This window comes from Mycobacterium sp. FW102-FHT13B02, from assembly GCF_058790275.1.
Window position 1 is genome coordinate 69,239 of the sequence record NZ_JBYTCM010000006.1, and the last position, 13,300, is coordinate 82,538.

A 13,300-nucleotide genomic window follows, 5' to 3' on the forward strand; every position below is an offset into this window, starting at 1 on the left:
TGTTCTAGTTACCGACCACTGGCCGGATTGAAAGAAGGGTGATGGGTGTGGACGAGCCGCTGGGCAGCCACGTGCTGGAACTTGTGGTGGCCGACGTCGTCGCCGAGACCGCGGACGCCCGCGTGTTGGTGTTCACGGCGCCGAACGGAGCCGGCGACCCTGTGATCCCGCCCGACCGGCTGAAGTACTCCCCCGGTCAGTTCCTGACGCTGCGCGTCCCGAGTACCCGCACCGGGTCGGTCGCCCGCTGCTACTCGCTGTGCAGCTCGCCGTATGCCGACGAGGCGCTGACTGTCGCGGTCAAGCGCACCGCCGACGGCTACGCGTCCAACTGGCTGTGCGACAACGCGCACGTGGGTATGCGGATCCACGTGCTGGCACCGTCCGGCAACTTCGTGCCCAAGAACCTGGACACCGACTTCCTACTGCTCGCCGGCGGTAGCGGCATCACCCCGATGCTGTCGATCCTCAAGTCCGCCCTGTCCGAGGGCACCGGCAAGGTGACGCTGTTCTACGCCAACCGCGACGAGAAGTCGGTGATCTTCAGCAAGGCGCTGCGCGAGCTGACCTCGCTGCACCCCGACCGGCTGTCCGTCGTGCACTGGCTGGAGTCGGTGCAGGGCCTGCCCAACCCGAGCATCTTGGCCACCCAGCTGGCGCCCTACGTCGAGCGCGAGACCTTCATCTGCGGCCCGGCGCCGTTCATGGCCGCCGCCGAAGAGGCGCTGCTCAAGTCCGGCGCCGCCAGGGAGAACGTCCATCTCGAGGTGTTCCAGTCACTGGACTCCGACCCGTTCGCCGCTGTCGTGCTGGCCGAAGATGACAGTGATGAGGGCCCGGCCACCGCGATCGTCACGCTCGACGGTGAGACGCACCAGCTGCGGTGGCCGCGCAATGCCGTGCTGCTCGACGTGCTGCTCGACAAGGGACTGGACGCACCGTTCTCCTGCCGCGAGGGACACTGCGGAGCCTGTGCGGTTCTGATGAAGAAGGGCGACGTCGACATGGCGATCAACGACGTGTTGGAGCCGTCCGACCTCGCGGAGGGCCTCATCCTGGGTTGCCAAGCGGTGCCGAAGACGGATTCCGTCGAAGTCACCTACGACGAGTAGCGAACGGATTAGTTTCTTGATTGTGAACCGGCTTACTGCAGCAAGTGCGGCCGCTGTGCTGACCGCGACCGCCCTCATGTCCCCCGTGACGGCTGCTGCCGCGGTCAATTCGGCCGACGCTTTCGTGCCTGTCGACGACGGCACCAAGATTCAGATCCACGTGACTGCGAACTGCGCGGGCACCACGTGCACGTTCAACACCGCCTCCAACCTGGTGGTCGGCGGCGACCCGGTGCCGCTGCCGCCCGGCACCTGGGCCCGCGAGAACATCACGCTGCGCAGCTCCAATCGCGATGTGTACCAAGATGTCTCGTACAGCGCACCGACGGGTGCGCCGCCCGTCAACCGCGGCTCGTGGAACGGGCCGGTCAACTCGCGGCAGCTCAAATCGCAGAACAGCGCGCTGGTGTCGGTCACCTTCAACGGCGGAGGCTCGTTCGAAGAGTTCCTGGTCGACGGCACCTCGCAGACGCTCGACGTGCGGACCGGCCGACCGAACACCGATGCCAATTTCATCGCGTGCGCGGATATTCAGGTCACCTACCCCGGCGTGAACCTCACGACGCCGACAGCCTGCGCAACGACTCACTACTGATCCTGCCGCCGGACGTGAAGGAGATCGCGAACTTTCGCGATTTCTTGGCCGTCTCGTTCAGTTTCGACGATCTGCCGCGTCCAGCAGATCCCCGAGGCGCTGCAGCGCGTCGACGAATTCGTTCATGCCGTCCGCGCCGATGGCTTGATCGACGTACCCATTGACGGTCGCCAGCGCGGCATCCAGGCGTCGGAGCGCGTCGGTCCCGGATTCGGTCGGCCACAACTCCCAGGCGCGACCGTCGCTCTCGCTCGTTCTGCGCTCGACGAACCCGGCCTTCTCCAGGCGCCCGACCATTGCCGTGACCGCGGACTCGCGCTGGCCGAGCTGCGCCGCGATGAGCGACTGACGGCAGCCGGCATTACTCGCGATCAGTGTCAGCGCCGCGGCCTGTGCCGTCGAAATGCCTGCTGCTTCGAGGAACAACCGGTCGGCGGTGGTGCGCAGCCGCTGCGCGACCGTTTGCAGATGGAAATACGCGCGCCGCCGGCCCGCCGGCGACCTGTTATTCGAAGCCACCCTTGCATTATTACTTCACTAGTGAAGTAATTGGGATATGACACGAGTGATCGACGCATGGGCCCAGCAGCCGAACGAGTTGTTCATGCGCCAGCCATGGCTGCGGCCGCTGCTGCGCTGGACCCGCCAAGAAGACCTGCCTGCGCTTCCCGTTGACGTCACGCTGAAAGCGATGGATGACGCCGGCATCGAGAAGTCGTTGTTGTGCGCGTGGGTCGGCCCCCACGGTGCACTGATCGACAACGACGAGACGGCAGCGCACGTCCGGGCACACCCGGACCGGTTCGCCGGCATCGCCTCCGTGGATCTGACCCGACCCGTCGAGGCCGTGCGCGAATTACGCCGTGCGGTAACCGATCTGGGCATGGTGGCGCTGCGTGTCGTCCCATGGTTATGGAACCTGCCGCCGAATGACCGGCGCTACTATCCATTGCTGCAGACCTGCGCCGAACTGGGTATCCCGTTCTGCACACAGATCGGGCACACGGGTCCGCTGTGCCCCTCCGAGCCTGGCCGGCCGATCCCCTACCTCGAGACGGTGCTTCTCGAATTCCCCGAACTGGTGGTCATCGGTGGCCATGTCGGCGCACCGTGGATGGACGAAGTACTGTTCCTGGCCAAGAAGTTTCCGAACTTCTACCTCGACACCTCGGCCTACGCCGTGCATCGGCTACCCCCGGCGCTGGTGGACTACCTGCGCGGATCCGGCCGCACCCGAGTGCTTTTCGGGACCAACTGGCCGATGCTGTCCGGGCAGCGCTGCCTGGAACGGCTGGACGAGCTGGAACTCGACACCGAGGCGCGCGACCTTTACCTCGGCGGGAATGCCGCCCGAGTTTTCGGGGTGTGACGCGCAGGTTCAGCTCTGCGCGGCCGCGAGCTCTCGCCGCTCGGTTTCGGCGGCGGCCTGCCGTCCCCAGCGCCCGGCCAGCATCGCGCAGGTGATCAGCTGAATCTGGTGAAAGATCATCAGCGGCAACACAATCAGACCCACGGGGTGACCGGCGAACAGCACGGTCGCCATGGGCAATCCGGTCGCGAGGCTCTTCTTCGATCCGCAGAAGATGATCACGATGCGGTCGGCACGGTCGAACTTCAACAGCCGCGCCACCCCTGCCGTGGTGCCAAGCACCACCGCCAGCAGCACCACGCTGACGGCGATCACCGCGAGCACGTTGGTGACCTTCATTCCCGTCCAGATGTGTTCGGCCATACCGGCGCTGAACGCCGCATACACGACGAGGTAGACCGAGCCGCGGTCGACGACTTTGGTGAGCGTGGTGTGGGACAACACGCGGTGCAGCTTGGACCGCAGCAGCTGACCGGCGACGAACGGCAGCAGCAGTTGCACCACGATCTCCAGGATCGAGTTCGCCGAAACCGTGGCGGCGCCGGTGGTCTGCATCAACAAAGTCACCAACAGCGGGGTGAGGAAAATACCCAACAGGTTCGACGCCGACGCGCTCACGACGGCCGCCGCGACGTTGCCACGAGCGATCGAGGTGAACGCGATGGACGACTGCACCGTCGACGGCAGCAGGCACAGATACAGCATTCCGGTGTAGAGCTCGTCGGTCAGGACCGACGGCACCAGCACCTTCATCGCCAGTCCGAGCAGCGGGAACAGGACGAACGTCGCGGCCAGCACCGTGGTGTGCAGCCGCCAGTGCTTGAGCCCTTGGAGGGCCTCGCGCGGCTCCAGCCGGGTGCCGTACAGCAGGAACAACACGGCGATCGCAACCTTGGTCGCGGTCTCGACGGCCGCGCCGGCGTCGCCGCGAGCCGGAAGCAGCACACCGATGGCCATCGCGGCGAACAGCCCGAGGAGGAAGCCGTCGATACGGAGCTTGGCGAGCAGATTCACCGGACAAACGTACTGCTACCGCCACTCATTTCTCCAGCCGATAGATTCGATATCTATAAACGGATATTGTGATTAAATGCTGGATCCTGAGTTACTGCGCACCTTCCTTGCAGTCGAGCGGGCCGGCGGATTCACCGCGGCTGGGCGGCTCCTGGGCCTCCGCCAGTCCACGGTGAGCGGCCACATCGCCCGTCTGGAGCAGGCCGTGGGCCGCGAGCTGTTTCGGCGCGATACCCGCAATCTGGCCCTCACCGCCGACGGCGCGGCAATGGTCGGCTTCGCGCACGACATCCTGGACGCACAGACCAAGGCCGACCGGTACTTCTCCGAATCCCAACCCACGGGCCTGATCCGCCTCGGCGCCTCCGACGATCTGGTGGGCCGGATGCTCTCCGACGTGCTGGTCGAGTTCCGGCAGTCCTATCCCGGCGTCGACCTGGAACTGATGGTGGGCCTGAGCGAGAACCTCAAGACCCGAATGGTCGCAGGCGAATTGGACCTCATGGTCGCCAAACGGCTACCCGGTGAACAACACGGCGAACTGTTGTGGCGAGACCGCCTCGTCTGGGCCGGTCGACCCGGCCTGACCGACATCACCGACCCGGTACCGATCGTGACCTATCCACCGCCGAGCCTGACTCGGCACATCGCCCTACGCGAACTGGAACGCGAGCGCCGCAGCTGGCGCATCGCGTGCGTGAGCGACAGCCTGCTCGGCCTGCAGGCCGCGGCGCTTGCCGGGCTCGGCATCATCGCGCATTCCGAATCGGTTCTGCCGCAAGGTCTGCGGCCGATCAATGACGTCCGGCTACCAAACCTGGGGCACCTGGAATTCGTCCTGCTACGCCGACGCACCACACCCTCCGAAGCTGAGGTCGCGCTGCACGACGCCATCGTCGCCGGCGCACACCGCATGCGGCGTTGACGGCCTTCGCCGATCTCGCCCCCTCAGCCGGCGTTGGCGGACTGATGCGCGGGCGACGCCTTCTTCGCCTGCTTGCCGCTCTTCGCGTCCTTTGATGCCTTCGGAGCCTTGTCGGCTTGCTTGGCGGCTTTGGCGGGCATGGTGCCCGAATCGGATTCAGCTGCAGTCGAACCCGACGGCTTGGCGCCGGACTCGGTCTTGGTGCCGTCCCGATGAACCGGCTTCGTGGTGGTCTCGACCTTGGCCGGTTCGGTCGACACCGGGTCCGCAGTGGGTGTGGACGTGTCGACCTTTGTCGCCGGCGCGGTGGCCTCGGGCTTGACTTCTGGCGCGTCCACTGCGGACGGTGCCGAGGCGGCCGGCTTCGGATCCTCCTTTTTCACAGACTCTTTCGCCGCCACCGGACTCGTCGACGGTTTGTCGACAACACCGGTCTTGAGGGCTGCGTTCGCCGACGGCTTGGTGGCCGGCGCCAGAGCCTTTGCGGCCGTATCAGTTACGGCGGTCGCTACGGCTGCGCCGTCCGCGGTCGCTGCCACCGAAGCTTCCGGAGCCGGGGGCTTGATCGCATCCGCCACCGCCTTCAAAGCTCTGATGACACTTGCCACCAAGCCGTAGCTGCCGAAGATGCCGCTCGTACCCTTGCTGTCGCCGTATCCGTTCAGCACAGCGTTGGCCAAGGTCGCGGGAAAATTGATCACCGCACTGAAGGCCGTTGCGGCGTCCCCAGCCTTGACCGCGTCGACGAACTGCTGACCGGTGTTGGAAAACGCCTGCTCTCCTGCGTACGCGACCCCCAACGCACCAAGCGCCAGTTGAATGCCGACTGTGCTGATACTGCCGATCACATTGGTGACGTTCTGCGCGATCTTCTTGGGAATGTCGAACTGCAGCAGGGGGAACATCACGCCGACCACTCCGCCGAGGGCCAGGCTGTAGAGGCCATCCACTCCAGCGGCAAACTGACCAGCAGCCAACTGTTGGAGAGCAGTCTGTAGTTCCGCTGGCACGCGGTTGGCCCAGTAGAGGAGGCCATTGCCCATCTGCTCACCGATCGAGATGACCTCCTGCACGTAACCGACCTGGTTCGCGATGACCTGACGCACGATCGGGAACGGGTCGGCGGCATACATCTGCCCCAGCTTGCCGATGTCGGTGACCGTCGTCGTCAACACGTCTCCCCACGCTGCGATCGGGTTGACGAAGGCGGTGAGGTCCACGGTCCGGGTCGCCACCGTGGTCGACGGGACGGGTAGATGTAGGGCGGGCGGCGGGAGCGCGAGTGGGCTGAAGGCGATGATGCCGGCCGATGCCGCTGCGATTCCCGCCGTCGAATATCGGCGCAACTCGAATGCCATTCGTTCTCCTTGGACTCTGAGGTGTCAGCACTTCTGGCGGCGCAGACGGTAGTGACCAAGCCGAAAAGGAACATTCGAAATCTGCAACAGGTTCCAATTTTTATCGTCAGGCTATTGACGAGCTCGCAGGTTTTTCACAGGATGTTCACCAGGCACTGGGTTAACCGGAGGTTGTGCATGGCCCTCAAGCCAACCCTGAAGCCGTGGAACGACGACCGCCCCATGACGCCACGCATCGTGGTGGGCGAGCGATCCGTCGACACTCGCGGTATGTCGCTGCGGTTCGCCACCGAGCGGATCGAGAGCACGACCGACTGGTGCTGCCACGATTCGAGCCGCCACCTCATCTTCGTCCACCGTCACGGCGAACTCCGGTCGATGGAGACCAACCTTGATTGGGGCTCGACCGACCGCTCACTGCCGCGCGTCGGCGATACCTGGGTGGTACCGGCGGGCGTGCGCTGTACGTCGGTGGTCACCGGAGATATATCGGGCTTCTGCGAGATCTCGATTCCCGCGCACGCACTGGGCGACGTCGTGCGCGTGCCCCGGCGTAAGCAGCACGATCCATTGATCCTGGCGCTGGTGACCAAGATGCGCAGTGTCGCGAGTCGCGACGACGCGCTCGCTCGACTACTGCGCGATTCCGCCGGCGAGACACTGCGATTGCTGATCCGCGACACCTACACGACCGCGCCGGCGCCCGAACCCGAGCGCGATGCCCTACCCCCGGCTACGCGCGCATCGATCGTCGAATTCCTCGAAACCGGCATGGAATCCGACATCCATCTGGAATCGCTTGCCCGCCTTGCCCAGATGTCCGTTGCGACGTTCATCAAGGCGTTCCGGGCCGCGTTCCACACGACGCCATATCAGTACCTGCTCGACCGCCGCATCGACCGCGCGAAGACACTATTGTCTTCGACCCGGTTGTCGATCACTGAAATCAGTGCGGCGGTTGGGTTTTCGACACCCAACCACTTCGCCACCACATTCCGGCAGCGTGTCGGCCTGACCCCGCGGGAATTCCGCAGGGACCGCTAGCGCGGCAGGCCCAGCAGTCGTTCGCCGGCCACGGTGAGCAGAATCTGTTCGGTGCCACCGGCGATCGACAGGCAGCGGGTGTTGAGGAAGTACCGGACGTCCGGCGAATCCTCGATGCCCGACCCGTCGTGCGCGTCCATGATGGTCTCGGCCAGCGTCTGGCGGTAGCGCACGCCGATGAGCTTGCGCACGCTCGACGGGGCACCCGGATCGTGGCCGCCGACGGCCATCTGCGCCGTCAACTGGTCCAGCAGCGAACCGACTTGGGCTGCAACGATCAGTGCGCCAAGGCGTTCCGCGTCGGCGGCGTCCAGCTCACGGTCGCCGAGCACCTCCAGCAGGTGCTCCATGCCCTTGTCCAGGGCGCCACCGGCGGCCATGGCGACGCGCTCGTTGGCCAGCGTGGTGCGGGCCAACGCCCAGCCGCCGTCGACAGGGCCGATCACGCAGTCGTCCGGCACGAACAGGTCGTCCAGGAACACCTCGTTGAACAGCGCCTCGCCGGTGATCTCACGCAGCGGACGGACGTCGATGCCGGGCGAACTCATGTCGACGACGAAGTAGGTGATGCCCTTGTGCTTCGGCGCGTCAGGGTTGGTGCGCGCCAGGCAGATTCCCCAGTTGGCCCGGTGCGCGTTGGAGGTCCACACCTTCTGGCCGGTCAGCTTCCAGCCGCCGTCAACTTTGATGGCCTTGGTGCGCAGGGCCGCGAGGTCAGAGCCGGCACCCGGCTCACTGAACAGCTGGCACCAGTACACGTCGCCGGTCAGCGTGCCGGGGATGAAGCGGTCGATCTGCTCAGGGGTGCCGTGGCCGAGAATGGTCGGCGCGGCCCACCAGCCGATCGAAATATCCGGGCGCACAACGCTTGCCGCGCTCAGCTCGTCGTCGATCACCAATTGCTCACCGGGCGACGCGGCGCGACCGTACGGCGCGGGCCAGTGCGGCGCCATCAATCCGGCTTCGGCCAGCGCCGCTTGGTGCTTCTCGACGGGCAGCGCGGCGATCTGGGCGACCACGACGGCGATCTCGGGACGGATCGTCTCCGCCTCACCGGTATCGACGTGCAGCTGACGCCGCAGGCCCGAGCGGGTCAGCGCGGCGACGCGGCGCAACCAGCTGCCGTGGCCACCGAGGATCTGGGCGGTGGCGTACGCGCGGCGCAAGTACAGGTGCGCGTCGTGCTCCCAGGTGAAGCCGATGCCACCGAGCACCTGAATGCAGTCGCGCCCATTGTGTTTCGCGGCGTCGATGGCGGCCGCGGCAGCCACTGCGGCGGCGATGGAGAGCTGCGTCGCCTCCCCGTCCACAGCGGCCTCGGCGGCGTCACTCGCGGCAACCGCAACCTGCTGCGAACGCAGCAACATCTCTGCGCACATGTGCTTGACGGCCTGGAAGCTGCCGATCGGCTTGCCGAACTGCTCACGCACCTTGGCGTAGTCGGCGGCCGTTTGCAGCTGCCAGCGGGCCAGACCCGCGGCCTCGGCGGCCAGCACGGTCACGGCCAGGTCGGCCACCGGAGCGTCGACGACGGTCGCCGCGGCGCCATTGAGCTCGACGCGGGCCAGTGGGCGGGAGAAGTCGGTGGCCTCGAGCGGCGTGACGGTGACGCCGGGCCCGGTGGCGTCGATCAGCAGCCAGGTGTCATGTCTTCCCGTCGCTCCGCTCGCCCCATTGCCTGCCGGCAGGATCAGCAGACCGTCGGGCAGGGCGCCCAGCACGAACTTGGCGGTACCGGTGGCGGACTGGCCGTCGAAGACGATGTCGGAGTTCAGCGCCAAGCCGGCGGTGCGCTCACCGGAGATCAGCGCCTCGAGCAGCGCGGCATCGGTTATCACCAGAGTTGCCAGAGCGGTCGTGGCCACCGGGCCGGGAACGAGCGCGGCGGCGGCCTCGTCGACCATCACGCACAGATCGGCAATGGAGCCACCGGCGCCGCCGAGGTCCTCGGAGACCGCGACGCCGAAGGTCCCTAGTTCGACCAAACCGTCGTAGGGCCCGCGCCAAGAATCAGCGGAACCCCCCGCTCCGGCTTCCATGGCCCGGACCGCGGCGATGGAACCCGACGCGACAGCCCAGCTACGGACCATTTCGCGGACCTCGGCCCGCTCGGAGTCGATAGTTGTGGAAGTGATGGACACCGTGCGCTCCTAGCGTTTGGGCGAGAAGAACACGCTTCTCACTAGAACGTGTTCTAATGGTGACAGCAATCAGACGTCAAGTCGATCGCCATTTGAGCAGGACACTCGGGTGTCCCGGGGCGCCTGGAGGTGGGAAATTACCGATCACTTTGCGTATCGTTTTCACCCACTGCGCTACCCGAAGGAGTTGATGGCCGCATGGCCCGCGAGACAACCCTGCCAGCAACACCCGACTCCGTTTCCACCGTTCGCCCGCGGGAGGTGACAAACATGGCCGTACTCACCGAATCTGAGCTCGGTTCCGAAGCTCAGCGCGAGCGTCGCAAACGCATCCTCGATGCCACCCTCGCCATCGCCTCTAAGGGCGGTTACGAAGCAGTTCAGATGCGTGCGGTGGCCGAACGCGCCGACGTCGCCGTGGGCACGCTCTACCGCTACTTCCCATCCAAGGTGCACCTGCTGGTGTCCGCGCTGGGCCGGGAGTTCGAGCGCATCGATGCCAAGACCGACCGCGCCTCGCTCACCGGCGGGACCCCGTACCAGCGACTCAGTGTGATGGTCAGCAAGCTGAACCGGTCCATGCAGCGCAATCCGCTGCTGACCGAGGCCATGACGCGCGCTTTCGTGTTCGCCGACGCCTCCGCGGCCGGTGAGGTTGATCACGTCGGAAAGCTCATGGACTCGATGTTCGCCCGCGCCATGAGCGACGGCGAGCCCACCGAGGACCAGTACCACATCGCTCGCGTCATCTCCGATGTGTGGCTGTCGAACCTGCTCGCCTGGCTGACCAGGCGTGCGTCGGCCACCGACGTGAGCAAGCGGCTCGATCTGGCGGTCCGACTGCTGATCGGCGACGGGGAGCACCCTAAAATCTGACCGGTGCTCCCGGCTGATCTGATCGCGGCGCTCGACAAAGTCGCCGCCACGCCCCGCCTGCTCGTCACCTCCGATTTCGACGGCACCTTGGCGCCGATCGTCAACAACCCTGCCGACGCGCGAGCCTTGCCCGCCGGGTCTGCCGCGGTGCTGAATCTGGCGGCGCTCCCTGACACGTTCGTCGCGTTGGTGTCCGGCCGCGCGCTGCAGGTCCTACGCGAACTTTCCGGCATGCCGGCATCGGTGCAACTGGTGGGCAGTCATGGCGCCGAGTTCGACGACGGATTCACGCAAGCGGTCGACGGCGTTCTGCTGGCCCGCATCGTCGATTCGCTCACCGAGATCGCAAGTCGATACCCGGGCGTGAAAGTCGAGACCAAGCCCGCCAGCGTCGCCCTGCACGTCCGGAACGCCTCAGCCGACGACGGGGAAGCCGCTCTGGCGGCCGCACGCACGGCCGGTACGGCGTGGCCCGCCGAAACCACCGAGGGCAAGGCGGTACTGGAGTTCGCGGTGATCACCACCAGTAAAGGCTCGGCCATCGACCTCCTGCGCGAGCGCGACGGCGTGAGCGCGGTGGTGTACCTGGGCGACGACGTCACCGACGAGAAGGCCTTCGCCCGGCTGCGCGACGGCGACGTCGGCGTGAAGGTCGGCCCGGGACCGACGGCCGCGCAGTACCGCATCGACTCCCCCGAGGACGTCGCGGAGGCGTTGGCGTATCTCGCGGCACGCCGCGCCGGCTAGGCGGGCGGCCCCGAGGTGCGGCCGCGGACCAGTTCGGTGTCGAGCACCTCGACGACCGGGATGCCGGACCGCGGCGGATTGTTCAGCAGGTATCCGGCCCGCCGGCCCTTCTCCAGGCTCGGCTGGGCCACGGTGGTCAGCCCGCGGGCGAGTGCCTCGGGGACGCCGTCGAATCCGGTGACGGTCATCTGACCCGGCACGTAGATGCCGCGCGACCGCAGATGGTCCATCGCCGACAAAGCCAAGACGTCAGCGGTGCACATCAGCGCCGTGATGCGCGGATTGGCTTGCAGCGCAACGGCAGCCGCGGCCCCGCCGGAACTCGGCAGGTGCTCGAACGTCTCGACCACCGTGAGGGCAGCGGGATTCAGGCCAGCGGCGGCCATCGCGTCACGCACCCCGAGAATGCGTTCGCACTGCACGTGGAAATGCTGCGAGGTGAGCCGCTCGGGATCCGCGATGGCCGACTGCGCGTCACCGTGGGGCCAGTCCCGGCCGAGCCGCATGGTCAGCACGCCGATCTCCCGATGCCCAAGGCCGACAACATATTCCGCGATGCCGCGCATGGCCGCCCGGTCATCGATGCAGACCCGGGATGCCCCTTGCAGGTCCTTCGGCTGGTCGACGACGACAATCGGCACGCCACGCTGTTGCACCACCGGCAGGTATGGATCGTCGTCAGATGCGGCGTAGACCGCGAACCCGTCGACCCCGGCGGACAGCACCGCCGCGGCGCCGTCTTCGACCGATCGGTTCGGCCCCGCTGCCACCAGCAGCAGGCCCTGCCCGGCCTCCTCACATGACTCGGCAAGGCCGGCAACGAAATCCAGCGCCGCCGGGTCGCGGAACGAGTAGTTGAGCGACTCGGTGATGATGAGCCCGAAGGCGCCGGCCTTGCGGGTGCGCAGAGAACGCGCCACCGGGTCGGGACCGGGATAACCCATCTCCTTGGCGGCAGCGAGTACCCGCTCACGGAGCTCTGGGGAGAGCTGGTCCGGCCGGTTGTAGGCATTGGAGATCGTGGTGCGCGAGACCTTCAGCTCGGCAGCCAGTGAGGCCAGCGTGGCCCGACGCCTCGGGTTGGGACTCCTCGGCATGTTGGTGACGCTAGCGCATCCGATTCGCGCCGCGGGCCAACGGTGCACTAGATTTATTGCAAACGGTTTTCATTAACACTAATCCGCAGGAGCACACATGACCCGGACCCAGCTCATCGCACTGTCCGCCCTCACCGCGCTGGCCTCCGTCACCGGGCTGGCCGCCTGCGGTTCACAAGGCGACTCCGGGCACGCCACCGGCTCGTCAAAGGTGGTCACCACCACCAACGTCTGGGGCAGCGTCGCCACGGCGGTGGCCGGCGGGCACGCCGAGGTCAAGGCCATTCTCACCAGCGACGTCGACGACCCGCACTCCTACGAGGCGACCCCCGCCGACGCCGCGGCCATCGCCGACGCCGCCCTGGTCGTCATCAACGGCGGCGGCTACGACCACTGGGCCGACGACGTCCTGAAGAACCACAAGAACGTCACCACCGTGGACGCCTACTCGCTGCTGCCGCACAGTACGCCCGGTGAGGCCAACGAGCACGTCTTCTACAACATGACCGTGGCCAAGGCCGTCGCCGCCAAGATCGCCGACGACCTGGCCGGCTCCGATCCCACGCACGCCGACGCCTACCGGGCAAACGCCGCGGAATTCGGCAAGCAGACCGACGCCATCGCCGCGACCGAACGCGCCATCGGGCAGAAGCACCCCGGCGCCGCAGTGGTCTCCACCGAACCCGTCGCGCACTACCTGCTGTCCACCGCGGGCGTCGTCGACAGCACCCCGCACGGCTTCGCCGCCGCCGCCGAAGAAGGCCACGACCCCGCCCCGGCTGACGTCGCCGCGGTGCTGGACCTCATCAACGGCCACAAGGTCGACGCGCTGGTGGTGAACAAGCAGACCGAGACGGCCGTGACCAAGCAACTGCAGGACGCCGCCCGGAAAGCCGCGCTGCCCATCGTCGAGGTCACCGAGACGCTGCCCGCCGGACAGGACTTCCTGACCTGGCAGCGCCAGACCGCCGAGGCACTGGCACACCAGTTGGACACCGCACCCGTAGCGGCCCGATAAGCCG

13 protein-coding genes are annotated in these 13,300 nt (G+C 66.6%); 8 read left to right on the forward strand and 5 right to left on the reverse strand.

The genetic code is table 11. The features are described 5' to 3' along the window. Positions 1-41 precede the first annotated feature (41 nt). The gene (locus tag AC3WTE_RS12495) at positions 42-1,112 is read left to right on the forward strand and encodes a 2Fe-2S iron-sulfur cluster-binding protein (protein WP_492437846.1); all 1,071 of its coding nucleotides are present in this window, start codon (positions 42-44) and stop codon (positions 1,110-1,112) included. Between the two features lie 22 nt (positions 1,113-1,134). Further along, positions 1,135-1,707: a hypothetical protein gene (locus tag AC3WTE_RS12500; protein WP_492437847.1), complete on the forward strand. Its 573-nt coding sequence runs from the start codon at positions 1,135-1,137 to the stop codon at positions 1,705-1,707. Positions 1,708-1,764: 57 nt separating this feature from the next. On the opposite strand, the gene AC3WTE_RS12505 is transcribed toward AC3WTE_RS12500, so the two are convergent. Then, on the reverse strand, positions 1,765-2,226 hold the full coding sequence (locus AC3WTE_RS12505; RefSeq protein WP_492437848.1) for a MarR family winged helix-turn-helix transcriptional regulator: 462 nt from the start codon (positions 2,224-2,226) through the stop codon (positions 1,765-1,767). A gap of 37 nt (positions 2,227-2,263) precedes the next feature. Between AC3WTE_RS12505 and AC3WTE_RS12510 the strand changes: the two genes are divergently transcribed. Next, on the forward strand, positions 2,264-3,076 hold the full coding sequence (locus AC3WTE_RS12510; RefSeq protein ID WP_492437849.1) for an amidohydrolase family protein: 813 nt from the start codon (positions 2,264-2,266) through the stop codon (positions 3,074-3,076). A 9-nt stretch (positions 3,077-3,085) separates the two neighbouring features. Here the strand turns inward: AC3WTE_RS12510 and AC3WTE_RS12515 are convergent, their stop codons facing one another. Further along, entirely contained in the window at positions 3,086-4,090 is a 1,005-nt protein-coding gene (locus AC3WTE_RS12515) for a bile acid:sodium symporter family protein (protein WP_492437850.1), read from the reverse strand. Positions 4,091-4,166: 76 nt separating this feature from the next. Here AC3WTE_RS12515 and AC3WTE_RS12520 point away from each other — a divergent pair, with 76 nt between their 5' ends. Beyond that, positions 4,167-5,015: a LysR family transcriptional regulator gene (locus AC3WTE_RS12520; protein ID WP_492437852.1), complete on the forward strand. Its 849-nt coding sequence runs from the start codon at positions 4,167-4,169 to the stop codon at positions 5,013-5,015. A 23-nt stretch (positions 5,016-5,038) separates the two neighbouring features. Here the strand turns inward: AC3WTE_RS12520 and AC3WTE_RS12525 are convergent, their stop codons facing one another. Continuing rightward, positions 5,039-6,373, reverse strand: coding sequence for a hypothetical protein (locus tag AC3WTE_RS12525; RefSeq protein WP_492437853.1), 1,335 nt, complete (start codon positions 6,371-6,373; stop codon positions 5,039-5,041). A 21-nt stretch (positions 6,374-6,394) separates the two neighbouring features. Between AC3WTE_RS12525 and AC3WTE_RS12530 the strand changes: the two genes are divergently transcribed. Then, positions 6,395-7,417, forward strand: coding sequence for a helix-turn-helix transcriptional regulator (locus tag AC3WTE_RS12530; RefSeq protein WP_492437854.1), 1,023 nt, complete (start codon positions 6,395-6,397; stop codon positions 7,415-7,417). Here AC3WTE_RS12530 and AC3WTE_RS12535 read toward each other — a convergent pair. Further along, the gene (locus tag AC3WTE_RS12535) at positions 7,414-9,558 is read right to left on the reverse strand and encodes an acyl-CoA dehydrogenase family protein (protein WP_492437856.1); all 2,145 of its coding nucleotides are present in this window, start codon (positions 9,556-9,558) and stop codon (positions 7,414-7,416) included. The genes AC3WTE_RS12530 and AC3WTE_RS12535 overlap by 4 nt on opposite strands. A gap of 270 nt (positions 9,559-9,828) precedes the next feature. On the opposite strand from AC3WTE_RS12535, the gene kstR reads away from it, so the two are divergent. Further along, a complete protein-coding gene (kstR, locus tag AC3WTE_RS12540) occupies positions 9,829-10,434 on the forward strand; it encodes a cholesterol catabolism transcriptional regulator KstR (RefSeq protein ID WP_459367119.1) in 606 nt (201 codons plus the stop codon). 3 nt (positions 10,435-10,437) lie between these two features. After that, positions 10,438-11,181 (forward strand): trehalose-phosphatase, encoded by a 744-nt coding sequence (gene otsB, locus AC3WTE_RS12545; protein WP_492437857.1) that lies wholly within the window; start codon positions 10,438-10,440, stop codon positions 11,179-11,181. Here otsB and AC3WTE_RS12550 read toward each other — a convergent pair. Continuing rightward, positions 11,178-12,278, reverse strand: a complete 1,101-nt coding sequence (locus tag AC3WTE_RS12550; protein WP_492437858.1) for an Rv3575c family transcriptional regulator — start codon at positions 12,276-12,278, stop codon at positions 11,178-11,180. The genes otsB and AC3WTE_RS12550 overlap by 4 nt on opposite strands. A 97-nt stretch (positions 12,279-12,375) precedes the next feature. On the opposite strand from AC3WTE_RS12550, the gene AC3WTE_RS12555 reads away from it, so the two are divergent. After that, positions 12,376-13,296: a metal ABC transporter solute-binding protein, Zn/Mn family gene (locus AC3WTE_RS12555; RefSeq protein WP_492437860.1), complete on the forward strand. Its 921-nt coding sequence runs from the start codon at positions 12,376-12,378 to the stop codon at positions 13,294-13,296. Positions 13,297-13,300: the final 4 nt, after the last annotated feature.

Excerpts from the sequence above, each read along its gene's own strand:
- AC3WTE_RS12550 (WP_492437858.1), bottom strand. The coding sequence starts at position 12,278 with ATGCCGAGGAGTCCCAACCCGAGGCGTCGGGCCACGCTGGCCTCACTG.
- kstR (WP_459367119.1), top strand. The coding sequence starts at position 9,829 with ATGGCCGTACTCACCGAATCTGAGCTCGGTTCCGAAGCTCAGCGCGAG.
- AC3WTE_RS12495 (WP_492437846.1), top strand. The coding sequence starts at position 42 with ATGGGTGTGGACGAGCCGCTGGGCAGCCACGTGCTGGAACTTGTGGTG.
- AC3WTE_RS12555 (WP_492437860.1), top strand. The coding sequence starts at position 12,376 with ATGACCCGGACCCAGCTCATCGCACTGTCCGCCCTCACCGCGCTGGCC.
- AC3WTE_RS12520 (WP_492437852.1), top strand. The coding sequence starts at position 4,167 with ATGCTGGATCCTGAGTTACTGCGCACCTTCCTTGCAGTCGAGCGGGCC.
- AC3WTE_RS12525 (WP_492437853.1), bottom strand. The coding sequence starts at position 6,373 with ATGGCATTCGAGTTGCGCCGATATTCGACGGCGGGAATCGCAGCGGCA.
- AC3WTE_RS12510 (WP_492437849.1), top strand. The coding sequence starts at position 2,264 with ATGACACGAGTGATCGACGCATGGGCCCAGCAGCCGAACGAGTTGTTC.